This window comes from Pseudomonas putida, assembly GCF_025905425.1.
Lineage (GTDB): Bacteria > Pseudomonadota > Gammaproteobacteria > Pseudomonadales > Pseudomonadaceae > Aquipseudomonas > Aquipseudomonas putida_AF.
On record NZ_CP109603.1, the window covers coordinates 3,213,958 to 3,238,443 of the forward strand.

18 protein-coding genes are annotated in these 24,486 nt (G+C 64.3%); 10 read left to right on the forward strand and 8 right to left on the reverse strand.

The features are described 5' to 3' along the window. The first annotated feature begins 9 nt into the window (after positions 1-9). Complete coding sequence (locus OGV19_RS14335; protein ID WP_264309379.1) at positions 10-984, forward strand: MBL fold metallo-hydrolase; 975 nt, start codon at positions 10-12, stop codon at positions 982-984. A 152-nt stretch (positions 985-1,136) separates the two neighbouring features. Here the strand turns inward: OGV19_RS14335 and OGV19_RS14340 are convergent, their stop codons facing one another. Together OGV19_RS14340 and OGV19_RS14345 are read right to left on the reverse strand one after the other, a co-directional pair. Further along, positions 1,137-2,420, reverse strand: coding sequence for a Zn-dependent hydrolase (locus tag OGV19_RS14340; protein WP_264309380.1), 1,284 nt, complete (start codon positions 2,418-2,420; stop codon positions 1,137-1,139). 119 nt (positions 2,421-2,539) lie between these two features. Continuing rightward, entirely contained in the window at positions 2,540-4,030 is a 1,491-nt protein-coding gene (locus OGV19_RS14345; protein WP_264309381.1) for an NCS1 family nucleobase:cation symporter-1, read from the reverse strand. 625 nt (positions 4,031-4,655) lie between these two features. Here OGV19_RS14345 and hydA point away from each other — a divergent pair. The 3 genes from hydA (at position 4,656) to preA (ending at position 8,899) form a co-directional block, all read left to right on the forward strand. Next, the gene (hydA, locus tag OGV19_RS14350; protein WP_264309382.1) at positions 4,656-6,095 is read left to right on the forward strand and encodes a dihydropyrimidinase; all 1,440 of its coding nucleotides are present in this window, start codon (positions 4,656-4,658) and stop codon (positions 6,093-6,095) included. Positions 6,096-6,256: 161 nt separating this feature from the next. After that, positions 6,257-7,624, forward strand: coding sequence for an NAD(P)-dependent oxidoreductase (locus tag OGV19_RS14355; protein WP_264309383.1), 1,368 nt, complete (start codon positions 6,257-6,259; stop codon positions 7,622-7,624). Next, complete coding sequence (gene preA / locus OGV19_RS14360) at positions 7,625-8,899, forward strand: NAD-dependent dihydropyrimidine dehydrogenase subunit PreA (protein WP_264309384.1); 1,275 nt, start codon at positions 7,625-7,627, stop codon at positions 8,897-8,899. A 117-nt stretch (positions 8,900-9,016) separates the two neighbouring features. Here preA and OGV19_RS14365 read toward each other — a convergent pair whose 3' ends face one another. The 6 genes from OGV19_RS14365 to gnd form a co-directional block, all read right to left on the reverse strand. Then, positions 9,017-9,412 (reverse strand): DUF4440 domain-containing protein, encoded by a 396-nt coding sequence (locus OGV19_RS14365; protein WP_264309385.1) that lies wholly within the window; start codon positions 9,410-9,412, stop codon positions 9,017-9,019. Positions 9,413-9,414: 2 nt separating this feature from the next. Then, complete coding sequence (locus OGV19_RS14370) at positions 9,415-10,035, reverse strand: TetR/AcrR family transcriptional regulator (protein ID WP_264309386.1); 621 nt, start codon at positions 10,033-10,035, stop codon at positions 9,415-9,417. Beyond that, positions 10,035-10,391 (reverse strand): VOC family protein, encoded by a 357-nt coding sequence (locus OGV19_RS14375; RefSeq protein ID WP_264309387.1) that lies wholly within the window; start codon positions 10,389-10,391, stop codon positions 10,035-10,037. The genes OGV19_RS14370 and OGV19_RS14375 overlap by 1 nt, the downstream gene beginning before the upstream one ends. Positions 10,392-10,450: 59 nt before the next feature. After that, positions 10,451-12,247, reverse strand: a complete 1,797-nt coding sequence (locus tag OGV19_RS14380; protein WP_264309388.1) for a glycoside hydrolase family 15 protein — start codon at positions 12,245-12,247, stop codon at positions 10,451-10,453. Positions 12,248-12,407: 160 nt separating this feature from the next. Next, positions 12,408-13,913, reverse strand: a complete 1,506-nt coding sequence (gene zwf / locus OGV19_RS14385; RefSeq protein WP_264309389.1) for a glucose-6-phosphate dehydrogenase — start codon at positions 13,911-13,913, stop codon at positions 12,408-12,410. Further along, the gene (gnd, locus tag OGV19_RS14390) at positions 13,910-14,893 is read right to left on the reverse strand and encodes a phosphogluconate dehydrogenase (NAD(+)-dependent, decarboxylating) (RefSeq protein ID WP_264309390.1); all 984 of its coding nucleotides are present in this window, start codon (positions 14,891-14,893) and stop codon (positions 13,910-13,912) included. The genes zwf and gnd overlap by 4 nt, the downstream gene beginning before the upstream one ends. Positions 14,894-15,093: 200 nt before the next feature. On the opposite strand from gnd, the gene OGV19_RS14395 reads away from it, so the two are divergent. The 6 genes from OGV19_RS14395 (at position 15,094) to OGV19_RS14420 (ending at position 24,475) form a co-directional block, all read left to right on the forward strand. Further along, the gene (locus OGV19_RS14395; RefSeq protein WP_264309391.1) at positions 15,094-15,261 is read left to right on the forward strand and encodes a DUF6026 family protein; all 168 of its coding nucleotides are present in this window, start codon (positions 15,094-15,096) and stop codon (positions 15,259-15,261) included. Between the two features lie 175 nt (positions 15,262-15,436). After that, complete coding sequence (locus OGV19_RS14400) at positions 15,437-15,811, forward strand: DUF4440 domain-containing protein (RefSeq protein WP_264309392.1); 375 nt, start codon at positions 15,437-15,439, stop codon at positions 15,809-15,811. A gap of 509 nt (positions 15,812-16,320) precedes the next feature. Further along, positions 16,321-17,880, forward strand: coding sequence for a glycogen synthase GlgA (gene glgA, locus OGV19_RS14405; RefSeq protein ID WP_264309393.1), 1,560 nt, complete (start codon positions 16,321-16,323; stop codon positions 17,878-17,880). A gap of 15 nt (positions 17,881-17,895) precedes the next feature. Next, complete coding sequence (gene treZ, locus OGV19_RS14410; RefSeq protein WP_264309394.1) at positions 17,896-19,638, forward strand: malto-oligosyltrehalose trehalohydrolase; 1,743 nt, start codon at positions 17,896-17,898, stop codon at positions 19,636-19,638. Further along, on the forward strand, positions 19,635-21,704 hold the full coding sequence (gene malQ / locus OGV19_RS14415) for a 4-alpha-glucanotransferase (RefSeq protein WP_264309395.1): 2,070 nt from the start codon (positions 19,635-19,637) through the stop codon (positions 21,702-21,704). Before treZ ends, malQ begins: the two co-directional genes overlap by 4 nt. Then, positions 21,701-24,475 (forward strand): malto-oligosyltrehalose synthase, encoded by a 2,775-nt coding sequence (locus OGV19_RS14420; RefSeq protein ID WP_264309396.1) that lies wholly within the window; start codon positions 21,701-21,703, stop codon positions 24,473-24,475. The genes malQ and OGV19_RS14420 overlap by 4 nt, the downstream gene beginning before the upstream one ends. Positions 24,476-24,486 lie beyond the last annotated feature (11 nt).

The window sequence follows — 24,486 nt, forward strand, 5'->3', positions numbered from 1 at the left end:
AGCCTGATCATGGACCTGCTGTTTCTAGGCACCAGTGCCGGCGTGCCGACCAAGGCCCGCAACGTCAGTGCCACGGCCGTGATCGAGGCCAGCGGCCGCCACTGGTACTTGATCGATTGCGGCGAAGGCACGCAGCATCGGCTGCTGCAGACGCCGCTGTCGATACGCGACTTGCGCGGCATCTTCATCACCCATGTGCACGGCGACCACTGCTTCGGCCTGCCCGGCCTGCTGGCCAGCGCCGGAATGAGCGGGCGGACCCAGCCGCTGGATATCATCCTGCCCGCCGCCCTGCATGACTGGGTGCGACTGGGCCTGACCGCCAGCGACACTTACCTGCCTTTCGAGGTGCGCCTGCTGGCCGTTGAAAGCCTGACTGACTGGCGTAGCGAGACGCTGCAGGTCAGCACCGTGCAGCTGTCGCACCGGGTGCCGAGCGTGGGCTTCGTGTTCACCGAGCTCAACCCCGAACCGCGCCTGGACGTGCAGCGCCTGGATGCCGAAGGCATTCCACGCGGGCCGTTGTGGGGCGACCTGGCCAAAGGGCTGCCGGTCGAGCATGAGGGGCGAACCCTGCACGGCCAGGACTATTTGCGCGCATCGCGGCCGGCGCGGCGGGTGATCGTGTGCGGTGACAACGACAGCCCCGAGCTGCTGGCGGAGGTCGCCAAGGGCGCAGATGTGATGGTGCACGAAGCGACCTTTACCCAGGCGGTCGTCGAGCGCACTGGGGCTACCTTCGGCCACAGCACGGCGGCGCAAGTGGCGCGGTTCGCCGAGGTGGCGGGTGTGCGCAACCTGGTGCTGACGCATTTTAGTGCGCGTTACCAGGCTGATCCACGACGCAGCCCGTGCATCGACGATGTACGAGTAGAGGCCCTGGCGCACTACAGCGGGCATCTGACCTTGGCGCAGGACCTGCAGCGGTATCACATTGGGCGGGATGGGTGTCTTGTTGTGGTGGATGCGCTGTCGCACAGATAGCAGGGGGCATGGTGGTAGCGGCGATGCGGCGGTCCGACGTATCCCGCGAATGGGGCTACGCGGTGCATGGCACCGGTTTCGCCGGTGTTCGCGGGGCAAGCCAGCTCCCAGGTACCTGTGGGAGCTGGCTTGCCTGCGATCAATACATACCCCTACGCCGCCAACCGCCCATTGGCAATCGCTTCCGAAGCCGCCAGCATCGCCCGCAACAACACCGCACAACCCGCCGCCAGGTCCTCCGGTGTGGCGTTCTCGATTTCGTTATGGCTGATGCCATTCTCGCAAGGCACGAAAATCATCCCCGCTGGCCCCAACTCGGCCAGGAAGATCGCGTCATGCCCGGCACCACTGACGATATCCATGTGCGGCAGGCTAAGATTACTTGCCGAATCGCGCACGGCATCGACGCAGCCTTTGTCGAAGTACAACGCCGGGAAATCCGCCGTGGGGGTCAGCTCATGCGTCAGGCCATGCTTGGCGCAGGTGCTTTCGATCACCCCTCGCACCTCGGCAATCATCGCATCCAATTGCTCGCCTTCAAGGTGACGGAAGTCCAGGGTCATGCGCACCTCACCCGGAATCACGTTGCGCGACCCTGGGTAAGCTTGCAGGCACCCGACCGTACCACAGGCATGCGGCTGGTGAGCATGAGCGGTGCGGTTGACCGCCTCGACCACCGCCGCCGCGCCCACCAGGGCATCCTTGCGCAGGTGCATGGGCGTCGGGCCGGCATGGGCTTCGACGCCGCGCAGGGTCAGGTCGAACCACTTCTGGCCGAGGGCACCGAGCACCACGCCGATGGTCTTGGCCTGGTCTTCGAGAATAGGCCCCTGCTCAATATGCGCTTCAAAATAAGCCCCCACCGGGTGCCCAAGCACCGCGCGCTGGCCAGCGTAGCCGATGGCATCGAGCGCCTCGCCAACACTGACACCCTGTGCATCACGCTTGGCCAGGGTCTCCTCCAGCGTGAACTTACCGGCGAACACCCCAGACCCCATCATGCAGGGGGCAAACCGCGAGCCTTCCTCGTTGGTCCACACCACCACTTCCAACGGCGCTTCGGTGTCCACGCCCAGGTCGTTGAGGGTGCGGATCACCTCCAGCCCGGCCATCACCCCGTAGCAGCCATCGAACTTGCCGCCGGTGGGCTGGGTATCGATATGGCTGCCGGTCATCACCGGTGGCAACTTGGGGTTGCGCCCCGGGCGACGGGCGAAAATATTGCCGACTGCATCGACACTGACGGTGCAACCGGCCGCCTCGCACCACGCGACAAACAGGTCGCGGGCCTGGCGGTCGAGGTCGGTCAGCGCCAGCCGGCAGACCCCGCCTTTGGCCGTGGCGCCGAGGCGGGCAAGGTCCATCAGCGATTGCCACAGGCGCGCGCTGTCGACGTGGCGGGCGGTAGTCTTCAGGACATCTTTGACTGCAGTCATGGGTTTTCCCCTCAGGCTTTTTTGTTGTTTATCAAGGCCTCTTCGGGCAAGCCTGCTCCCACATTGAACCTGCGGTGACCAGTGGGAGCGGGCTTGCCCGCGAAGAGGCAAACTCGGTTTCAAGGCAACGGCTTGGCCAGCCGCGCGGGGCTGCGCGCCGCCAAGCCACCCAGGACGTAGTACAGCGCCCCACCCAGCAGCGAACCGGTGAACCAGCCATAGTCGTAGAACCAGCTGAAGCTGCTGTTGCCGATCGACATCACGGTCAGCGCCACCGGCACCCCGAACGCGGCGAACCCCGCCCAGTTCCAGGCCGGGTACACGTCGTCGCGGTACAGCCCGGCCAGGTCCAGGCGCTGGCGGCGGATCAGGAAGTAGTCCACCACCATGATCCCGGCAATCGGCCCGAGCAGGCTCGAATACCCCAGCAACCAGTTGGAATAGACACTCTCAAGGCTCAGGTCCGAGACGATCAAACCCAGCTTCTTGAGCAATTCATGGCCCATCAGCGCCAAACCGATAAAACCGGTCAGCCACACCGCACGGCTACGCCCGATCAGGCGCGGCGCGATGTTCTGGAAGTCGTTGGTGGGCGACACGATGTTCGCCGCCGTGTTGGTCGACAGCGTGGCGATCACGATCAGTGCCATGGCCAGCGCAACCCAGCCTGGGCTCTGGATCTTGCCAATCAGGCTGACCGGGTCGGAGACCGTCTCACCTACCAGCGAAGCGGAAGCTGCGGTCAGCACCACACCCAGGGCGGCGAACAGGAACATGGTCAGCGGCAGGCCGAAGATCTGCCCGAGAATCTGGTCCTTCTGGCTTTTGGCATAGCGGCTGAAGTCGGGAATATTCAGCGACAGCGTGGCCCAGAAGCCGACCATGGCCGTGAGCCCGGCGCAGAAGTAGCTGACCACGCTGGCGCCCTCTGGCCGCTTGGGCGGCTGCGCCAACAACTCGGTCATCGACATGTGCGGCAGCGCCCAGAACAGCAGGCCCACGCCCACCGCCACCAGCAGCGGTGCCGAAAGCGTTTCGAGCCACTTGATCGACTCCGCCCCGCGCAGCACCACCCACAGGTTGAGGGCCCAGAAGATCATGAAGCCAATCACCTCTCCGGTGCCCTCCAGGGCCTTCCAGCTATCGAACATCGAGCCGAGGAACAGGTGAATGGCCAGGCCGCCGAACATCGTCTGGATACCGAACCAGCCGCAGGCGACCACCGCGCGGATCAGGCACGGCACGTTGGAGCCAAGAATGCCGAACGACGAGCGCAGCAGCACCGGGAAGGGGATGCCGTACTTGGTGCCAGGGAAGGCGTTGAGGGTCAGTGGAATCAGTACGATGAGGTTGGCCAGCAGGATCGCCAGCAGCGCCTCGCCCACGCTCAGGCCAAAGTAGGCCGTAAGCACGCCGCCGAGGGTGTAGGTGGGCACGCAGATGGACATGCCCACCCACAGGGCGGTGATGTGCCATTTGTTCCAGGTGCGCTGGTGTACCTTGGTGGGCGCGATGTCGTGGTTGTAGCGCGAGCTGTCGAGCACGTCAGTGCCTGCCTCCAGCTCGAACAGGCCATCCTGCTCGATCACTTGCGATCTGCTCTGTTGCATGGGGCCTTCTCCAGGTTTTTCTAATTGTTTGCTCATCGGGCTAAAGCGATGGCCGGAGTACACACACCACCCGTACTGCTCCTCCGGTCCGACCTGGCGGTTGTGGCCGTACTCAAATTACGTGCCGGGTTGGCCTGCGCCGTCCCGGGTGGCTGCCGCCGACCGGAGGTAATCGACTGAACTGCAAGGCATTTATCGGCGCAAAGCGAAAGCACGGTTATCCCTTCGCCTGCCTGTTGCGCCCACTTAAGCCAAACCTGCGCCCGGTGCGTGTTTCAAACCGGTGCACCCTGGTTTTTCAGCCGTGCGGCAGGCGTCTTCTGGCCCGCTGTCAAGCAGCTGATTTTGCATGGAAAATCTTGACCAATTTGGCTTCTTGTCAAGTGCGTCAAAATGGTGAAAGGCCTCACCATTTTGGTGATTCGAACAATAATTAGTTAAATATCAATAATTTACGAAAGATATAAGCTCATAAATTATTTTCTTGAACAATCCTAAATCACCATCTAGATTCCATTCTTGTCAGGTCTGACAGGATTGTAGGCTACCCTTCAACCACTGGCAGTCACTGGCATATAACAATTCAAGAACCGGCTCAGACCGGTCAGCCTGCGAGGAAGACGGCATGTCCCTGTTGATCCGTGGTGCCACCGTTATTACCCACGAAGAGCGCTACACCGCCGATGTGCTGTGTCTCGATGGCCTGATAGCGGCCATTGGCGCAAACATCGAACCGCCTACCGACTGCGAAATCCTCGACGGCAGTGGCCAGTACCTGATGCCTGGCGGCATCGACCCGCACACCCACATGCAACTGCCGTTCATGGGCACCGTGGCCAGCGAGGACTTCTTCAGCGGCACCGCCGCAGGCCTGGCCGGTGGTACCACCTCGATCATCGACTTCGTCATCCCCAACCCGCAGCAGTCCTTGCTGGAGGCCTTCCACACCTGGCGTGGCTGGGCGCAAAAAAGCGCCTGCGACTACGGCTTCCACGTCGCCATCACCTGGTGGAGCGAGCAGGTCGCTGAAGAAATGGGCGAGCTGGTGGCCAATCACGGGGTCAACAGTTTCAAGCACTTCATGGCTTACAAGAACGCCATCATGGCGGCCGACGACACCCTGGTGGCCAGCTTCGAGCGCTGCCTGCAACTGGGCGCGGTGCCCACCGTGCATGCCGAGAACGGCGAGCTGGTCTACCACCTGCAGAAAAAACTGCTGGCCCAGGGCATGACGGGCCCCGAGGCGCACCCCTTGTCGCGCCCCTCGCAGGTCGAAGGCGAAGCCGCCAGCCGCGCCATCCGCATTGCCGAAACCATCGGCACGCCACTGTATGTGGTGCACATCTCAAGCCGCGAAGCGCTGGACGAGATCACCTACGCCCGGGCCAAAGGCCAGCCGGTGTACGGTGAAGTACTGCCCGGCCACCTGCTGCTCGACGACAGCGTCTACCGCAACCCAGACTGGGCCACTGCCGCCGGCTACGTGATGAGCCCACCCTTCCGCCCACGGGAACACCAGGAAGCCCTGTGGCGCGGCCTGCAATCGGGCAACCTGCACACCACCGCCACTGACCACTGCTGTTTCTGCGCCGAACAAAAGGCCATGGGCCGGGATGACTTCAGCCGCATCCCCAATGGCACCGCCGGTATCGAGGATCGCATGGCGGTACTGTGGGATGCCGGGGTCAACAGTGGGCGCCTGTCGATGCAGGAGTTCGTCGCACTCACCTCCACCAACACCGCGAAGATCTTCAACCTGTTCCCGCGCAAGGGCGCCATCCGCGTCGGTGCCGATGCCGACCTGGTGCTGTGGGACCCGCAGGGCACGCGGACGATCTCGGCGCAGACCCACCACCAGCGCGTGGACTTCAACATTTTCGAAGGCCGCACCGTTCGCGGCATCCCCAGCCACACCATCAGCCAGGGCCGTGTGCTGTGGGCCGATGGCGATCTGCGCGCCGAACCTGGCGCCGGTCGTTACGTGGAGCGCCCGGCCTACCCCTCGGTGTACGAGGTATTGGGCCGACGCGCCGAGCAGCAGCGCCCGACACCCGTTCAGCGCTGAAGCCATTGGGGTTGCTGCGCAGCCCATCGCAGGCAAGCCAGCTCCCACAGAGGTAGCACCACACTTCAGGACATCACTGTCCCTGTGGGAGCCGGCTTGCCGGGGATTGGGCGCACAGCGCCCCACTCCAAGCCCGACATAATAATAGAGAGGCTACAACCGTGATCGATGCCCTTAACCACTTGCCGCGCCCCCGGGCCGGCGCCGACCAGTTGGCAGAGCGCTTCGGCGATCTCGCCCCTCCCCTCACCGCCCGCCAGGCCGCCGTGGAAAGCGCACGCTGCCTGTATTGCTACGACGCCCCCTGCGTCAATGCCTGCCCGAGCGAGATCGACATCCCCTCGTTCATCCACCGCATCAGTGACGAGAACCTGCAAGGCGCCGCCGAACGCATTTTGTCGGCCAATATCCTCGGCGGCAGCTGTGCCCGTGTCTGTCCGACTGAAATCCTCTGCCAGCAAGCCTGCGTGCGCAACAACGCCCAGGAGTGCGCACCGGTGCTGATCGGCCAGCTGCAACGCTACGCCCTGGACAACGCGCACTTCGCCGAACACCCCTTCACCCGCTCACCCGCCACCGGCAAGCGCATCGCCGTGGTCGGCGCAGGCCCAGCGGGGTTGTCCTGCGCGCACCGCCTGGCCATGCATGGGCACGATGTGGTGGTGTTCGAAGCCTGCGAAAAAGCCGGTGGCCTCAACGAATACGGCATTGCCCGCTACAAGCTGGTGGACGACTACGCCCAGCGCGAAGTGGCGTTCCTGCTGGGTATCGGCGGCATTGAAATCCGCCACGGTCAACGCCTGGGTGACAACCTGGGCCTGGGCGAGCTGCGCGATCAGTACGATGCGGTGTTCCTTGGCCTTGGCCTGAATGCGGTGCGCCAGCTCGGCCTGGCCGATGAAGAGGCACCTGGGGTGCTCGCCGCCACGCAGTACATTCGCGAACTGCGCCAGGCCGATGACCTGAGCCAATTGCCGCTGGCAGACCGCTGCGTGGTGATCGGCGCCGGCAACACCGCCATCGACATGGCCGTGCAGATGAGCCGCCTGGGCGCCCGTGACGTCAACCTGGTGTACCGCCGCGGCCACGCCGACATGGGCGCCACCGGCCACGAACAGGACATCGCCAAGGCCAACCAGGTGCGCCTGCACACCTGGGCACGCCCCGACGCCGTATTGCTGGACGACGCCGGCAAAGTGCGCGGCATGCGCTTCGCCCGTACCGAGCTTGCTGATGGGCGCTTGCGCGACACCGGCGAAACCTTCGAGCTGGCCGCCGATGCGATCTTCAAGGCCATCGGCCAGCGCTTCGACGACGCAAGCCTGGGTGACCCCGTGGCCGCGCAACTGGCCCGCGACGGTGAACGCATCCGCGTCGATGCGCACCTGCGCACCAGCCTTGCGGGTGTCTACGCGGGCGGCGACTGCACCGCCCTTGGCCAGGACCTTACTGTCCAGGCCGTGCAGCACGGCAAGCTGGCCGCTGAAGCCATCCATGCCCAACTCATGCTCAACGTGGAGGCAGCGTAAATGGCCGACTTGTCTATCGAATTTGCCGGTATCAAGGCTCCCAACCCGTTCTGGCTGGCCTCGGCGCCACCCACCGACAAGGCCTACAACGTGGTCCGCGCCTTCGAGGCTGGCTGGGGTGGGGTAGTCTGGAAAACCCTGGGCGAGGACCCGGCGGCGGTCAACGTGTCGTCGCGCTACTCGGCGCACTACGGCCCCAACCGCCAGGTGCAGGGCATCAACAACATCGAACTGATTACTGACCGCTCGTTGGAGATCAACCTGCGCGAGATCACCCAGGTGAAGAAGGACTGGCCCGACCGCGCGTTGATCGTGTCGTTGATGGTGCCGTGCGTGGAAGAGTCCTGGAAGTTCATCCTGCCCTTGGTGGAGGCCACGGGTGCCGATGGTATCGAGCTGAACTTCGGCTGCCCTCACGGCATGCCTGAGCGCGGCATGGGCGCGGCAGTCGGCCAGGTGCCGGAGTATGTGGAGCGGGTCACCCGCTGGTGCAAGACCTATTGCACCCTGCCGGTGATCGTCAAGCTCACGCCCAACATCACCGACATTCGCCAGTCAGCCCGCGCGGCGCACCGTGGCGGGGCGGATGCGGTGTCGTTGATCAACACCATCAACTCGATCACCAGCGTCGACCTGGACCGCATGGTGGCCCACCCCATTGTTGGCGATCAGAGCACCCATGGCGGCTACTGCGGTTCGGCGGTCAAGCCGATCGCGCTCAACATGGTCGCGGAGATTGCCCGCGATCCGGAGACACGTGGCTTGCCCATCTGCGGCATCGGTGGCATTGGCAACTGGCGAGACGCTGCCGAGTTCATCGCCCTGGGCAGTGGCGCCGTGCAGGTGTGCACGGCGGCGATGCTGCACGGGTTCCGCATTGTCGAAGACATGAAAGATGGCCTGGCCCGCTGGATGGACCAGCACGGGCACCGCAACCTGGAGGCGTTCAGAGGGCAGGCGGTGGGGCACACCACCGACTGGAAGTACCTGGACATCAACTACAAGTCGGTGGCGCACATCGACCAGGACGCGTGCATTGGTTGCGGGCGGTGCCATATCGCCTGCGAGGATACATCGCACCAGGCCATTGCCAGCACGGCCAAGGCCGACGGTACCCACCTCTACAGCGTGATCGAGGAGGAATGCGTGGGGTGCAACCTGTGCCAGATTACCTGCCCGGTGGAGAACTGCATCGACATGGTGGCGCAGGAGACCGGCAAGCCTTATCTGAACTGGACACAGGATCCGCGTAACCCCTATCGCGAGGCCAGCTGAGGCTGAAAATGCCGGGGCAAGCCCGCTCCCACAGGAAAAGTACAGCCCTCAAGAGCGGTGCAATCCTGTGGGAGCGGGCTTGCCCCGCGAAGAGCTGCGAAGCGGCCCCAACTCTGGTCAAACCACCGCTGTCTCATGCAGGTACACCCACACCACCCGCTGCTCGTCACACTCGACAATCGCCAGCGAATACCGCGCAGTCTCCTGCCCCTGCAAGCGGTGGGTCTCCTTGTAGCGCACCGCCACACTCGCCCCCGCCTGCCACACCACCTGCTCCTCGCTGACGTCGATTTCCAGCCCTGGCCGAGCCCCTGCCGCCCGCTCGAACAACTGCCCCACCTGCTGGCGGCCAACAATCGCGCCCGCCGTGGTCACCATGCTGAAACCGTCGGCAAACGCCGCCATCAACTCACCCCGAAGCGCCTCGGTCTGTGCCGGGGGCCGGGTAAATACCGCATGAATCAGATCATGTACATCATGGATGCTGCGTACCGCACGTTCACTCACCGTCATGCTCAAGGCTCCAGGCCAATACCACGCAGGATGACACGGGTCACCGTCTGCACCGCGTTTTCAAACGCCATGTCCGACAAGGGCTCGCCCCCATTGAGCAACGCCACTTGATAACCGAAATCCGCATAATGCTGGGTCGATGCCCAGATCATGTACAGCAAGGCGGACGGCTCCACCGGCAGGATGCGCCCCTCTTCCACCCAACGGCGGATCTTGGCCTCCTTCAGCTTCGCCCACGGCACCAGGCTTTCATCGAGGCTCACGCCCAGCACGGGCGCCCCGTGCAGCATTTCTTCCGCCCAGATCTTGGAGCCCAGCGACCGTGAACGTGAGTGGCCCATCTTGGCGCGGATGTAACTGGTGAGCACCACCCGCGGGTCATCGAAGTTCTCGAAGCACAGCGCATCCTGCTTCCACACATCCAGCAAGTCCTGCAGCACTGCGCGGAACAGGTCGTCCTTGGTGCTGAAGTAGTAATGCAGGTTAGAGCGCGGCAACTCGGCCTGTTCGGCGATATCGCCCATCGAGGTGGCACCGTAGCCCTTCTCGGCGAACACCTTTTCCGCGGCCTGGAGAATTTTCTCGATGTTGCGCCGACGGATCTCGATCTTGTGGTTGGCCATTAAGGTTGGGCCGTCCACACCGCCAGTTCGTAGCCGTCCGGGTCGACGAAGTGGAACCGTCGCCCGCCCGGGAACGAAAACGTCGCCCGGCTGATCACCGCACCGGCCGCTTCGATCCGCCGCTGCGTGGCGTCCAGATCGTCCGCATAAAGGATCACCAGCGGGCCACCCGGGCGTACTGGCTCACCCGTGGTGAAGCCACCGGTCAGGCGGCCATCGCTGAACTCTGTATAACTGGGGCCGTAATCCGTGAAGCGCCAGCCGAAAACGCTGCCATAAAAGGCCTTGCTCCGTGCGATATCGCCGACGTTGAATTCGATATTGTCGATCTGCCGATCGTGGCCACGAACGCTCATGCGTGCTCCTTGCCGAGGGGTATGCCCCAGTCTACTTCAGTCGCTGCGCATAAGCAGAGCTATCCACAACGCGCCCGATCGCGGGCCGGGCATTGCGCACGGTGCAGGTTCAGTGCCGTGTTGATGATGCCGATATGGCTGAACGCCTGTGGGAAGTTGCCCAGCATTCGCTTGCCGGCCGGGTCGTATTGTTCAGCCAGCAACCCCAGGTCGTTGCACAGGCCGCTCAGCCGTTCGTACAGGGCCTGCGCCTGGGCTTGCCGGCCCAGCAATACATAGACGTCGGCGAGCCAGAACGAACACACCAGGAAGGTGCCCTCGCCCGGGGTCAGGCCATCGCTGCAGCTGTCAGTGTCATAGCGCAACAGCAAGCCATTTTTCAGCAGGCGCTGCTCGATTTCTTGCAGGGTGCGCAGAAAACGAGGGTCATCCGCTGGCAAAAAACCGGTCAAGGCGATGTGCAGCAGGCTGGCGTCCAGCTCATTGGCGCCATAGGCCTGCACGAAAAAGGTGCCGCTGGGATCCAGCCCGTTTTCACACACTTCCCGATGGATCTCATCCGCCACCTGGCGGTAATGTCGCCCGCGCGCGCGATCCTCTTCGGTGGTGTCGGCCAACCCTGCGGCGCGGTCGAATGCCACCCAGGCCATTACCTTGGAGTGCACGAAATGCTGCCTGGGGCCGCGTACTTCCCAAATGCCTTCATCGGGCTCGCGCCAGATGCGCTCGACATACGGCAGGATCAACCGGGCAATCGCGGCGCTGCGCGGGTGGCGGGGCAAACCGCCTTTGATTGCCTGGCTCATGGCATCGGCCAGCTCGCCGTAGATATCCAGTTGCCGCTGCCCCGACGCCGCATTGCCCACCCGCACCGGCTGCGAGTGCTCGTAGCCGGCCAACCATGGCAAGGTGTATTCCTGCAGGTCGCGCTCGCCGGCCAGGCCGTACATGATCTGCATCTGCTCGGGGTTGCCGGCGACCGAACGCAGCAGCCATTCACGCCAGGCCTGGGCTTCGTCGAAATAGCCTAGGTTCATGAACGCCAACAAGGTCATGGTGGCGTCGCGCAGCCAGCAGAAGCGGTAGTCCCAGTTGCGTTCACCGCCGATACGTTCGGGCAACGACGTGGTAACCGCGGCAACGATCCCGCCGGTGGGCGCGTAGGTCATCGCCTTGAGGGTGAGCAGCGAACGACGCACCAGGGCGGTATACGGACCGACCTCCGGGCAGCGGGCGGCAAAGGCCTGCCATTGGTCGATGGTGCGCCCCAGGGCAGCCTCGACATCACAGTCAGGCTGTACGGGTAGGTGCGAGGGTTGGTGGCGCAAGCTGAATACGTGGCGCTCACCAGCACCCACGCGAAAACGTGCGACGGTGTGGTGGTCGCGGGCATGCGGGGGCACGGTGCCGCACAGGATCAACCGGTCTGGGCCGGCGACGGCACTGAGGGTCAACGGGTCGAGCCGCTCCACCCACGGCACGCTGCGGCCGTAGTCGAAACGCATCACCAGGTCCATTTCGAAGTTGGTTTCGCCAGCAAGGCCTTCGACGATACGGATGACCGAGTTGACCTCGCCCAGGGGCATCAGGTCTAGCACGCGGGCCCGGCCCGAGGCAGTGACCCAGGTGGTTTCCAGTACCAGGGTGTCGTCCAGGTATTGCCGGCGGGTGTGCTCGACCGGGTCGCAGGGGGCCAGGCGCCAACGGCCGTTTTCTTCGTTGCCCAGGAGCGCTGCGAATACCGCTGGGGCGTCGAAGCGCGGTAGGCACAGCCAGTCGAGCGAGCCATCGCGGCTGACCAGGGCGGCGCTGCGGCAATTGCCGAGCAGGGCGTAGTCTTCGATAGCTGCGGGCATTGGATCTCCTTTCAGTTGAGCCGGGTCTGTTGCCTGTACTGGCCTTTTCGCGGGCAAGCCCGCTCCCACAGGTTCTGCTCAGTGCTCAAGACTGGCGTGATACCTGAGGGAGCGGGCTTGCCCGCGAAAAGGCCAGTACAGGCAACACCGCTTGATCAGGTCACCCCAGGCGGTGCCACTCCCGCTTGTCCCGGGTCAGCAGTTCATTGCCCGCCTCGGGCCCATCCTCACCCGCCGGGTACTCATGCACCTCCCCTTCCTTGGCCCAGGCATCGAGAAACGGCTGCACCGCGCGCCAGCCGTTCTCGATGTTGTCGGCGCGCTGGAACAGGGTCTGGTCACCGGTCAGGCAGTCGTAGATCAGCGTCTCGTACCCCGTCGCCGGGGTCATCTTGAAGAAGTCCTTGTAGGCAAAGCCCAGCTCGACGTTCTCCATCACCAGTTCTGGCCCCGGGCGCTTGGCCTGCAAGTCAAACCACATGCCCTCATTGGGTTGGATCTGGATTTTCAGGTAATTAGGCTTGGGCCGTTCCAGCTCCGATTCGCGAAACTGCGCATAAGGCGCGGGCTTGAAGCAGATGGCGATTTCGGTATCGCGCACACTCATGCGCTTGCCGGTACGCAGGTAGAACGGCACGCCGGCCCAGCGCCAGTTGTCGATCATCACCTTCAGCGCTACATAAGTTTCGGTCTGGCTGTTTTCGGCGACGTTGGTCTCCTGCCGATAACCGGCCAAGCGCTTGCGCCCCTGCTTGCCAGCGCTGTACTGACCGCGCACGGAGTTTTTCAGCGCCATTTTCGTCGACCACGGGCGAATGGCACCGATCACCTTGGCCTTTTCACCACGCACCGCATCGGCGCCAAAGGCCGCTGGCGGTTCCATGGCAACCATCGCCAGCAACTGGAACAAGTGGTTGGGGACCATGTCGCGCAGGGCCCCGGTGTTGTCATAGAACGCGCCACGGGTCTCGACGCCAACAGTCTCGGCGGCGGTGATCTGCACGTGATCGATGTAGTGGTTGTTCCAGAACGACTCGAACAGGCCGTTGGAGAAGCGGCTGACCAGGATGTTCTGCACCGTCTCTTTGCCCAGGTAATGGTCGATGCGGTAGATCTGCCGCTCGCCCATCACCTTGAGCAAACAGGCGTTGAGTGCCTCGGCGCTGGCAAGGTCGGTACCGAAAGGCTTCTCCACGACGACGCGACGAAAGCCCCCGCCAGATTCGTCGAGCAGGCCGGCCTGGCCCAGGCGCTGGGCCACTTCGGGGAAGAAGCGCGGCGACGTCGCCAGGTAGAAAATCGCGTTGCCATGACGCGTTGCCTCAATGCGCTTGGCAATCGCCTGGTACGTGGCCGGGTCAAGGAAGTCGCCGGTCTGGTAGTCCAGCCGTTTGGCCAGGCGCGCCCAGAGCTTGTCGTCCAGGCATTTGGCGCCCCCTTCACTGCCCTTGTCTCGCTCCAGCATGAACGCGTGCAGGCGTTCGGCAAACGCCTCGGCGGTGGCGGCATTGTGATCGACGCCAACGATGCGCAGGTTGCGGTCCAGCAAGCCGTCGCGGCTGAGGTTGTACAGCGCCGGCATCAACAGGCGCTTGACCAGGTCGCCATTGGCGCCGAACAGAAACAGGGTGCAGGGGGGCGCGGCTGGGATCGTCTGTTTAGTCATTCGCCTTTCTTCTCGACATGGCCACCAAAGCCCAGGCGCATGGCCGAGAGAATCTTGTCGCCATAGGTACCCTGCTGCTGACGCGAGCGGAAGCGTGCGAACAGCGCGCTGGACAGTACCGGCACCGGCACGGCTTGTTCGACGGCAGCGTCGATGGTCCAGCGGCCTTCGCCACTGTCGGACACCGAGCCACTGAACTGTGCCAACTGCGGGTCGGCCACCAAGGCGTCGGCGGTGAGGTCGAGCAGCCACGAGGTCACCACGCTGCCGCGCCGCCAGACTTCAGCGATTTCGGCCACGTCGAGGTCAAAACGCTGCTCTTCGGGCAGCTCGTTGCCACCCTTGCTGCGCAGCAAGTCGAACCCTTCGGCATAGGCCTGCATCAGGCCATACTCGATGCCGTTGTGGACCATTTTCACGTAGTGCCCGGCGCCTGGCGGGCCGGCGTGGATGTAGCCATGCTCGGCGCGTTGGTGCTCACCCGTAAGGCCATGGGTGCGCGGGATGTCGCCAACACCGGGCGCCAACGCTTTGAACAGCGGTTCGAGGCGTTCGAACACGTCCTTTTCGCCACCGATCATCATGCAGTAGCCACGCTCCAGGCCCCACACACCCCCTGAGGTACCTACGTCCAGATAATGCAGGCCACGTTTGGCCAATTCGCCCGCACGGCGCATGTCGTCTTTATAGAAGGTGTTGCCGCCGTCGATGATTGCATCGCCCGGTTCCAGCAGCTCGGCGAGCTGGGCGATGGTCTGCTCGGTAGGCTCCCCGGCCGGCAGCATCACCCACACTGCGCGCGGTGCCTTTAGTTTTTGTACCAGGGCACCAAGGTCGTGAGCACCCTGGGCACCCTCGCCCTCCAGCCCAACGACGGTGTCACGGTTGCGGTCGTGCACCACGGTGCGATGGCCGGCGCGCATCAGGCGCCTTGCGATATTGCCGCCCATGCGGCCCAGCCCGACGATTCCCAGTTGCATGAGCCGATGCTCCCCTTTCTAAATAGATGACGACACAGTTCAGCGTTTCAGATTAGTCCAGCGTACCGCCGAAGGGTTCAGCGACGAACGGCAAGACCACGATAAACAAAAAAGTTCCCACGGGCGGCGAAAGAATTCAGAATGCGCCCCGCGTGAAGCGACTACGCTTGAAAATGTCTCCACCAATTGCGAGGTGAGCAATGGGTACTTTGATGCCAGCGACTCCCATCCAGACACTCTACGTCTCGGTGCGCCGTGATGAACTGTCCCAGCTGAAACAAGAGCGCGATCAGTTGCGTCAACAGGTTGCTCGACTCAACCAGATGCTCGAACAAGCCGCCAAACGCGAAAAATCTGTCAGCCACTGACGAACCTGGCCACTCGCTGACACGCGGCGTCCTCTTTACCGTAGAGCGCGCCGCAGGCCCGCCCCGGAGCCTGCACCCGATGGATGCGTGCATGAAGCTCCTTTCGTACTGCCTGCCAGCTACCCTGCTCACGGTTTGCCTACACGCTCAGGCAACCCCTCCACAGCACTGTCAAATGCTTTCCGAGGCCCAGTCTCGCGCCTTGTTCGCGCAATGGAATGCCAGCCTGCAGGCTGGCGACCCGGTGGCCGTCGCCAAACTTTACAGCGACGATGCGGTGTTGCTGCCCACGCTGTCGAAATTACCTCGGCTGACCCCGGACGAGCGAATCGAATACTTTCAACACTTTCTTGCTGATCGGCCAAGCGGCAAACTGGACAGCCTTCACCTGAGCCCTGGCTGCAACAAAGTGACCATCGCAGGGCTGTACACCTTCGACTTTGCCGCCAGCGGCAAACAGGTACCGGCCCGTTACACCTTCACCTACCGCTGGGACGGGCAGGCCTGGCTTATCAGCCACCACCATTCCTCACTGTTGCCACAAGGCTGAAACAACCTTCGCAAGGCGTCTTACAACGTGCGTGTTAATCCGCCCCATCAGAGGGCGAACAATCACGCACACGCCCTATGATGGCGCGTCACCCTAACCGCCTGCCCCACCCTCGACCACTCCGTTCATAGCCAGTCACATACGCCAACGTTTGCGTCTAATTCGGCCATAACGAAAGTGACCAGTGGGTCACCTTTTTTACTTCTTCTCTCCTACACTCAGCTTTCGGCCCGCCATTTGCTCAGAGGAAGAGTGACGCAGAAAAGTCGAACTTTCATAAGCGGCGGTGGGTCAGGAATTAAGTAGGCCAGTTGCAAGGGGGCTTCCCCAGCTTGAGCCCACCACCCCCAATCAGTTCAATCGCCTTCGGCCGGAATGCTGATCGCGTTGTGCCTGCGCGCACGACTCAGGGGCATGGATAGCACTACACAGTTTTGCATTAGAGAGAACCAACACGAGATAACGCCACGGGTGCCAGCACCCGGCCAAGCATAGGGACGGAGAGAAGTATGATCAGTGCCGCTGTCGAGCCTCACGTAGATTCATTCAACCCGGACAACCGCGAGCCGCTTACCCCGGATTTCGCCACGACAGGCAAGGCACCCGGCGCGCAGCGCCAGCACAACCCGAACAAACGCAAGATCCTGTTCGTGACCTCGGAAATCGCCGACCTGGTCAAGACCGGCGGCCTGGGCGATGTCTCCGCCGCCCTGCCCCGCGCCCTGGCACACCTGCACGATGTACGGGTGCTGATTCCCGGCTATCGCCAGGTAATGGAGAGCGATAACCCGATTCACATCGTCGGCGAACTGGGCGGCCATGCGGCGTTGCCGCCGTGCAAGATCGGGCGCATGGACCTGGCCGACGGCCTGGTCATCTACGTCTTGATCTGCCCTGAGCTGTACCAGCGTGACGGCACTCCCTATGGTGCCAATAACGGCCGTGACTGGCCCGACAACCATATCCGCTTCGCCCGCCTAGGCCTGGCTGCAGCCGAAATTGCCGCAGGCGAAGGCATGATCCACTGGAAGCCCGAAGTGGTGCACGCACACGACTGGCCTGCAGGCCTGGCCCCGGCCTACATGCATTGGCGCGGGCTGAACACGCCAACCCTGTTCACCATTCACAACCTGGCCTACCAGGGCGTCTACAGCCGTGGCTGCAGCCCGGAACTGGCGATCCCCGAGCATGCCATGCAACAGGAAGGCATGGAGTTCTACGGCAAGCTGTCGTTCCTCAAGGCAGGCTTGGCCTACTCCAGCCACATCACCACGGTCAGCGCCACCTATGCCCGGGAAATCACCACCCCGGAATTCGGCTGCGGCCTCGACGGCTTCCTTTCTGCCAAGGCCCAGCAAGGCCTGCTAGGTGGCATCCCCAACGGTATCGACGAAAGCTGGGACGCGGCCACCGACAAGCACCTGCAACACAACTTCAGCATCAATGACTGGGACGGCAAAGCGCGCAACGCCGAAGCCGTACGTCAGCTCTTCGAGCTTGAACCTTCCGAGGGGCCGCTGTTTGCGGTGGTCTCGCGCCTGGTCTACCAGAAAGGCCTCGACCTGACCCTGGGTGTGGCCGACTACATCGTCGAGCAAGGTGGGCAGATCGCGATCATCGGCCGTGGCGAGCCGGAAGAAGAACAAGCCATGCGCGAACTGGCGCTGCGCCACCCAGGCCGCATCGGCGTGCGCATCGGCTTCAACGAGACCGATGCCCGGCGCATGTTCGCCGGCAGCGATTTTTTGCTGATGCCGTCGCGCTATGAGCCGTGCGGCCTGAGCCAGATGTACGCCCAGCGCTTCGGCTCATTGCCGGTGGCGCGCAATACCGGTGGCCTGGCCGATACCATCGAGTGCGGCGTCACGGGCTTTTTGTTCAACGAATCGACCGTCGAGAGCTACCGCGAGGCACTCAGCCGCGCCTTCTATGTGTACGGCAAGAAAGACCTGCTCAACGCCATGCGCTGCCTGTCGATGACCCAGCCATTCAACTGGTGCCAGGCGGTGGAACCTTATGCTCGCCTCTATGAGGACCTGGTCAAGCAGGCGCAATTGAGCCACTACTGAGCGGAGATTTCGAAGATGCACAGGCATGGCGCACACCTGTTGGACGCCACGTCGGCGCGCTTCGCCCTCTGGGCGCCGGATGCGCGCAGCGTGAGCGCGGAACTGGCGCAGCAGCCCCCCGTGGAGCTGCTGCCCGACAATGACGGCTGGTACACAGGGGTTGCCCCGTGTCAGGCGGGTGATCGGTATCACTACCGCATCGATGGCACGCTGCAAGTCGCCGACCCGGCCTCGCGCTACCAGCCCGATGGCGTGCAGGGGCCAAGCCAGGTGGTGGATGTTGCCAGTTATGACTGGCAACATCCCTGGCAGGGCCGACCATGGCATGAAGCGGTCATCCAGGAACTGCACGTCGGGGTGCTGGACGGTTATGCGGGCGTTGCCCGCCAACTGCCACGCCTGGCCGAAATCGGCATCAGCGCCATCGAGTTGATGCCGCTGGGGCAGTTCCCGGGTGAGCGCAACTGGGGTTACGACGGCGTGCTGCCCTATGCGCCGCACAATACCTACGGCAGCCCGCAGCAGTTGTGCGCGCTGATCGACCAGGCCCATGGCCATGGGTTGATGGTGCTGGTGGACGTGGTCTACAACCATTTCGGCCCGGACGGCAACTACCTCCACCAGTACGCCAGCCCGTTCTTCCGCGAAGACCGGCAAACCCCATGGGGCGCCGCTATCGACTTTCGTCGCGCCGAGGTGCGCGAGTACTTCATCCAGAACGCCCTGATGTGGCTGTGCGACTACCGCTGCGACGGCCTGCGCCTGGATGCAGTGCATGCCATCGACCAGCCGGACTTCCTTGTTGAACTGGCGCAACGGGTACGCGCTGCGGTGGAGCCTGGCCGGCATGTCTGGCTGGTGCTGGAGAACGAGCACAACCAGGCCTTTCTGCTGGAACAGGGTTTTGACGCCCAATGGAACGACGACGGCCATAACGCCCTGCACGTGCTGCTGACCGGCGAAACCGAAGGCTACTACGCCGACTACCAACAGCGCCCCATCGACCAATTGGCCCGCTGCCTGTCGGAAGGCTTCGTGTTCCAGGGCCAGGCCAACCGCCATGGCACGCCACGTGGCGAGCCCAGCGGGCACCTGGCGCCCAGCGCCTTCGTGCTGTTTTTGCAGAACCACGACCAGGTCGGCAACCGCGCCCTGGGTGAGCGACTGACCCGCCTCTGCCCGCCGCAGGCCCTGCGTGCAGCCACCGGCCTGTTGCTGCTGGCTCCGATGATCCCGCTGCTGTTCATGGGCGACGATGACGGCAGTTGCCGCCCTTTCCTGTTCTTCACCGACTTCCATGACGCACTGGCCGATGCTGTGCGCGAAGGCCGGCGCGGTGAATTCTCCCACTTCGCCGCGTTCGCCGACCCCGTGCAACGTGAACGGATCCCCGACCCCAACGCCGAGCAGACCTTCGAATCGTCGCGCCCGCAAAGCAAGGACGTCATTGCCGGTTGGCATGGCCTTTACCACCAGTTGCTCGACCTGCGCCGTCGCCACGTCATCCCGCACCTGCCGGGCAGCCGCGCGCTGGGCGCTGAAGTGCATGGCGAGAAAGCGCTCACCGCACGCTGGCGGCTGGGTGATGGCAACACCTTGCAGATTGACTTGAACCTTGCCGCCACGCCCCAGCCCGTCGAGCTGCCCGCCGCGGCGACGCGGCTTTTCGACAGCAGTGACACCCAACACCCCGATACCTGTCTGTCCGCGTACAGCTGCGTGGTCAGCCTGCTTACCCCTGGCCAGGAGCGCCCATGAGCGAAACCGCCCTGCACCGTCTGGCGGCCCGCGTCGGGCTGAGCCGCGACTGGATCGATGCCAATGCCCGGCCGCAGCAAGTCAGTGACGACGTGCTACGCAATGTCCTCGAAGGCCTGGGCCACCCCGCCGCCGACGAATCCGCCATCCAGGCCAGCCTGCGCGCGGTGGAGGCCGCCGAGGACAGCGAACACCTGCCGCCCTTACTGACCGCCGAGCTTGGCCAACCGCTGGCCCTGGATCGCTACTTCAGCGCCGGCAGCGAGGTGCATTGCACCTTGGAAGACCACAGCCAGCGCACCCTGGCCCTGGACAGCCAAGCCCATCTGTCGGCCGAACTGCCCCTGGGCTACCACACCCTGGCGATCGACGGCCGCACCTTCACCGTGGCCGTGGCGCCGTCGCGCTGCTACAGCCTGGCCGACAGCGTGGCGCAACCGCCCCCACGCTGCTGGGGCCTGGCAGTGCAGTTGTACAGCCTGCGCCGCAACGGCGATGGTGGCTACGGCGACTGCCTGGCGCTGGAGCAACTGGCGCGCACAGCCGCCGAGCGCGGCGCCGATGCCTTGGCAATCAGCCCGCTCCACGCCCTCTCGGCCATCGACCAGGATCACTACAGCCCCTACTCGCCGTCCAGCCGCCTGTTGCTCAATAGCCTCTATGCCAGCCCCGCGGCCCTGCTTGGCGAACGCGACGTGCGCATGGCCATTGAAGCCTGCGGGCTGGAGCAGGTGCTCGAAGAGCTAGAGCAGCGCCCCCTGGTCGATTGGCCTCGCGCCGCAAGCGCCCGCCTGCGCCTGCTTGAGGCCCTGTACAAGGGCTTCAGCCAGGGCGATCACCCACTGCGCAAGGACTTCGACAGTTACCGCGAGGCCGGCGGCCAAGCCCTGGAGCACCACTGCCGCTTCGAAGTGCTGCAGGCCCAGGCGGTGGAACATGGACTGGGCGCCGACTGGCGTACCTGGCCCAGCGCCTGGCATGACCCTTACCACCCCGAGGTCGAGGCCTTCGCCAGTGCCTACCCGGCCAAGGTCGAGTTCCACGCCTTTTGCCAGTGGCTGACCGAGCGAGGCCTGCAACGCGCACAGGAAGCAGCCCGTGGCAACGGCATGGCGGTTGGCCTGATCGCCGACCTGGCAGTGGGCGCCGACGGTGCCGGCAGCCAGGCCTGGAGCCGCCAGGACGAGTTGCTGGCCAACCTCAAGGTCGGCGCGCCACCCGACATTCTCAACCGTTCGGGGCAGGACTGGGGCATTTGTGCGTTCTCGCCCGAAGGTCTCAAGCGCAACGGCTACCGCGCCTTCATCGAGATGTTGCGGGCCAACCTTGCCCACGCCGGCGGGCTGCGCATCGACCACGTCATGGGCCTGCGCCGGCTGTGGTTGATCCCACGGGGAGCCAAACCCAGCGAGGGCGCCTACCTGAACTACCCGCTCGACGACCTGCTACGCCTGCTGGCGCTGGAATCGGTTCGGCACCAGGCGATCATCCTCGGCGAAGACCTCGGCACCGTGCCCGAGGGCCTGCGCGAACAGCTGGCCGACAAGGCCGTGCTGGGCATGCGCGTGCTGCCCTTCGAGCAGACCCAGCCTGGCCACTTCAAAGCCATTCTCGACTGGCCCGACAGCGCCCTGGCCACCACCGGCACGCACGACCTGGCCCCGCTGGCCGGCTGGCTGGAAAACCGCGACATCGACTGGAGCCATCGCCTGCAGTTGATCGATGCCGCCACCGAATTGCACTGGCGCCAAGAGCGCCAGAAAGAACACGCCGGCCTGCGCCGCACCCTGGAGGCCAACTACGGCCCATTGCCAGACAACGATGCCGTGATCGACGCCGCCATCCGCTACGTCGGCCACACCCGCGCCCCGCTGGTGCTGGTGCCGCTGGAAGACCTGCTGGGCTGCGACGAACAACCCAACCTGCCCGGCACCACCCAAGGCCACCCCAACTGGCGCCGGCGCTTCGCACTGCCAGTGCGCGAACTGCTCGACGATGAAGACGCCGCACGGCGCCTGGAGCTACTGGCCCAGGCCCGCGAGCAAGCCTGGGAGCGTGACCGATGAAGCCACTGACCGCGACCCTGCGCCTGCAATTTCACAGCGATTTCACCCTCGACCACGCGGTGCCGCTGGTGCCGTATTTTGCCCAGTTGGGCATCAGCCACCTGTATGCCTCGCCGATTCTCATGGCGCGCGCTGGCTCACGCCACGGCTACGACGTCGTCGACCCGACTCAGGTCAACCCGGAGCTTGGCGGCGAGGCCGCCCTGCAGCGCCTGGTCACGGCGCTGCGCCAGCATGGCATGGGGTTGATCCTCGACACCGTGTCCAACCACATGGCCGTGGGTGGCGCCGACAACCCCTGGTGGCAAAGCCTGCTGGCCTGGGGCCGACGCAGCCCGTATGCGGAGTTCTTCGACATCCAATGGCACTCCAGCGACCCGCTGTTGGCTGGCCAGTTACTGCTGCCCTTCCTTGGCAGCGACTACGGCGCAACCTTGAAGCAAGGCGAGATCCCGCTGACCTTCGACAAGCACCACGGCGTGCTGGAAGTAGCCCATTACGACCATCGCTTCCCGATCTGCCCGATCGACTATGGCTGGATCCTCGCGCAAAGCCCCGAACCCGCTTTGCAAGGGTTGGCCGAGCATTTCACTGCGCTGAGCGACAGTGCTCAACCGCTGGTCGATGCCCAGCCCCTGCACGCTGAATTGGCGCAGCGGGTAGCAGAGGGCGCAGACCTCGAATCGGCCCTGATCGCATTCGATAGCCGCAGCGAGGCCGGTCTCAAACGCCTGCACCTGCTGCTCGAACGCCAAACCTATCGCCTGGCCAGCTGGCGCACCGCCGCCGACGACATCAACTGGCGGCGCTTCTTCGACATCAACGAGCTGGGCGGCCTGCGGGTCGAGCGCGCAGTGGTGTTCGAGGCCACCCACGCCAAACTGTTCGAGCTGATTGAACGCGGCCTGGTGGACGGCCTGCGTATCGACCATATCGACGGCCTGGCCGACCCACGTGGCTATTGCCGCAAACTGCGCCGACGGGTCGATGGCCTGTTGGCCCGGCGGCCATTGAGCGCGGCACTGGAGCACTTCCCGATCTACGTGGAAAAGATCCTCGGGGCCGACGAGCACCTGCACCGCGACTGGCTCACCGATGGCACCACCGGCTACGAGTTCATGAACCAGGTCTCGCTGCTGCAACACGACCCAGCAGGCGAAGTGCCCCTGACCGAATTGTGGGCCAACGTCAGCGAGCGCCCGGACTTCCCCGAGGAAGTCCGCCTGGCCCGCCACCTGGTGCTCAATGCCAGCCTGGCCGGTGACTGCGAATCGGTCGCCCAGGCCTTGCTGCAAGTGGCCCGCGACAACCTGATGACCCGCGACCTGACCCTTGGCGCGATCCGCCGGGCCCTGCAGGCGCTGGTCGCGCACTACCCGGTGTACCGCACCTACTTCAACGCCTGCGGCCGCCCTGCCGAGGATGAAGCGTTCTTCCAGCAGGCCCTGGCCAATGCCCGCCAGGACCTCGGCGAGGCAGACTGGCCGCTGCTCGACCAGCTCGAACACTGGCTCGGCGGCCAGCCCTGGCGCCACCTGCCACCGGGCCGCCCGCGCAAGCACCTGCGCCATGCCTGTGTGCGCTTCCAGCAACTGACCGCGCCCAGCGCCGCCAAGGCCGTGGAGGACACGGCCTTCTACCGCAGCGCCCGGCTGCTGTCGCGCAACGATGTAGGCTTCGAGGCCGAGCGTTTCAGCGCCGGCAGCGACGCTTTTCACAACGAGGCCCAGCGGCGCCTGCGCGACTTCCCCGACAACCTGTTGGCCACTGCCACCCACGACCATAAACGCGGCGAAGACACCCGCGCCCGCTTGGCCGTGCTCAGCGAACGCGGCCCGTGGCTGGCCAGCCGCGTGGAGCATTGGCGCGAGCTGGCGGCGCCGCTGCGCACGCAACTGGACGACGGCCTGGCTCCCAGCCCTGGCGATGAGCTGATGCTGCTGCAGACGCTGCTGGGCAGTTGGCCGCTGAGCCTTGACCCACACGATGACGGCGCTCTGCGCCCGTACGCCGAGCGCCTAAGGCAATGGCAGCAGAAGGCCTTGCGCGAAGCCAAGTTGCGCAGCAGCTGGAGCGCCCCGAACGAGGCCTACGAGGCCGCCTGCGCCAGCTACATCGACGGCCTGTTGCTGGGTGACGAGAACCAGCAATTGCGCAAGTCGTTGGCCGATGCTGCCCAGCTCATCGCCTGCCCTGGCGCACTCAATGGCCTGGTCCAGGTACTGTTGCGCATGACCGTGCCCGGCGTGCCCGACCTGTACCAGGGTAACGAGTACTGGGACTTCAGCCTGGTCGACCCGGACAACCGCCGCCCGGTCGACTACGCGCTCAGGCGCCGCACCCTGGACGACGCCACGCCGCCAGCCGAGCTGCTTGCACACTGGCGCGACGGCCGCATCAAGCAAGCCCTGATCGCGCGGGTGCTGGACTGCCGCCAGGCGCATGCCGAATTGTTCCGGCGGGGCGCCTACCTGCCGCTGACGGTGCAGGGCCCGCATGCAGACAAGGTGCTGGCCTTCGCCCGCCTGGGTGACGACGAACGCGCCATCGTCGTTGCCCCACGCCTGGCCAGCGGCCTGCTCGGCGGCGCCACTACACCGTTGATCCCGGCACATAACTGGGACGACACCCGGCTGATCCTGCCGTTTGCCTTGTCGCCTGCCAACTCGACGGGACTTTTCCCCAGTGCTGCGGTCAGCCCTTCAAAGGAGCTGCTGTTGAGCGCCGTACTGTCGGAATTTCCGGTCAATGTGTTGATACAACAATCTTGAGCATCAGGAGC

What these genes read in the sequence shown, in the direction of transcription:
- OGV19_RS14335 (WP_264309379.1), top strand. Translation starts at nt 10, where the DNA reads ATGGACCTGCTGTTTCTAGGCACCAGTGCCGGCGTGCCGACCAAGGCC.
- OGV19_RS14340 (WP_264309380.1), bottom strand. Translation starts at nt 2,420, where the DNA reads ATGACTGCAGTCAAAGATGTCCTGAAGACTACCGCCCGCCACGTCGAC.
- OGV19_RS14345 (WP_264309381.1), bottom strand. Translation starts at nt 4,030, where the DNA reads ATGCAACAGAGCAGATCGCAAGTGATCGAGCAGGATGGCCTGTTCGAG.
- hydA (WP_264309382.1), top strand. Translation starts at nt 4,656, where the DNA reads ATGTCCCTGTTGATCCGTGGTGCCACCGTTATTACCCACGAAGAGCGC.
- preA (WP_264309384.1), top strand. Translation starts at nt 7,625, where the DNA reads ATGGCCGACTTGTCTATCGAATTTGCCGGTATCAAGGCTCCCAACCCG.
- OGV19_RS14365 (WP_264309385.1), bottom strand. Translation starts at nt 9,412, where the DNA reads ATGACGGTGAGTGAACGTGCGGTACGCAGCATCCATGATGTACATGAT.
- OGV19_RS14370 (WP_264309386.1), bottom strand. Translation starts at nt 10,035, where the DNA reads ATGGCCAACCACAAGATCGAGATCCGTCGGCGCAACATCGAGAAAATT.
- OGV19_RS14375 (WP_264309387.1), bottom strand. Translation starts at nt 10,391, where the DNA reads ATGAGCGTTCGTGGCCACGATCGGCAGATCGACAATATCGAATTCAAC.
- OGV19_RS14380 (WP_264309388.1), bottom strand. Translation starts at nt 12,247, where the DNA reads ATGCCCGCAGCTATCGAAGACTACGCCCTGCTCGGCAATTGCCGCAGC.
- zwf (WP_264309389.1), bottom strand. Translation starts at nt 13,913, where the DNA reads ATGACTAAACAGACGATCCCAGCCGCGCCCCCCTGCACCCTGTTTCTG.
- gnd (WP_264309390.1), bottom strand. Translation starts at nt 14,893, where the DNA reads ATGCAACTGGGAATCGTCGGGCTGGGCCGCATGGGCGGCAATATCGCA.
- OGV19_RS14395 (WP_264309391.1), top strand. Translation starts at nt 15,094, where the DNA reads ATGGGTACTTTGATGCCAGCGACTCCCATCCAGACACTCTACGTCTCG.
- OGV19_RS14400 (WP_264309392.1), top strand. Translation starts at nt 15,437, where the DNA reads ATGCTTTCCGAGGCCCAGTCTCGCGCCTTGTTCGCGCAATGGAATGCC.
- glgA (WP_264309393.1), top strand. Translation starts at nt 16,321, where the DNA reads ATGATCAGTGCCGCTGTCGAGCCTCACGTAGATTCATTCAACCCGGAC.
- treZ (WP_264309394.1), top strand. Translation starts at nt 17,896, where the DNA reads ATGCACAGGCATGGCGCACACCTGTTGGACGCCACGTCGGCGCGCTTC.
- malQ (WP_264309395.1), top strand. Translation starts at nt 19,635, where the DNA reads ATGAGCGAAACCGCCCTGCACCGTCTGGCGGCCCGCGTCGGGCTGAGC.
- OGV19_RS14420 (WP_264309396.1), top strand. Translation starts at nt 21,701, where the DNA reads ATGAAGCCACTGACCGCGACCCTGCGCCTGCAATTTCACAGCGATTTC.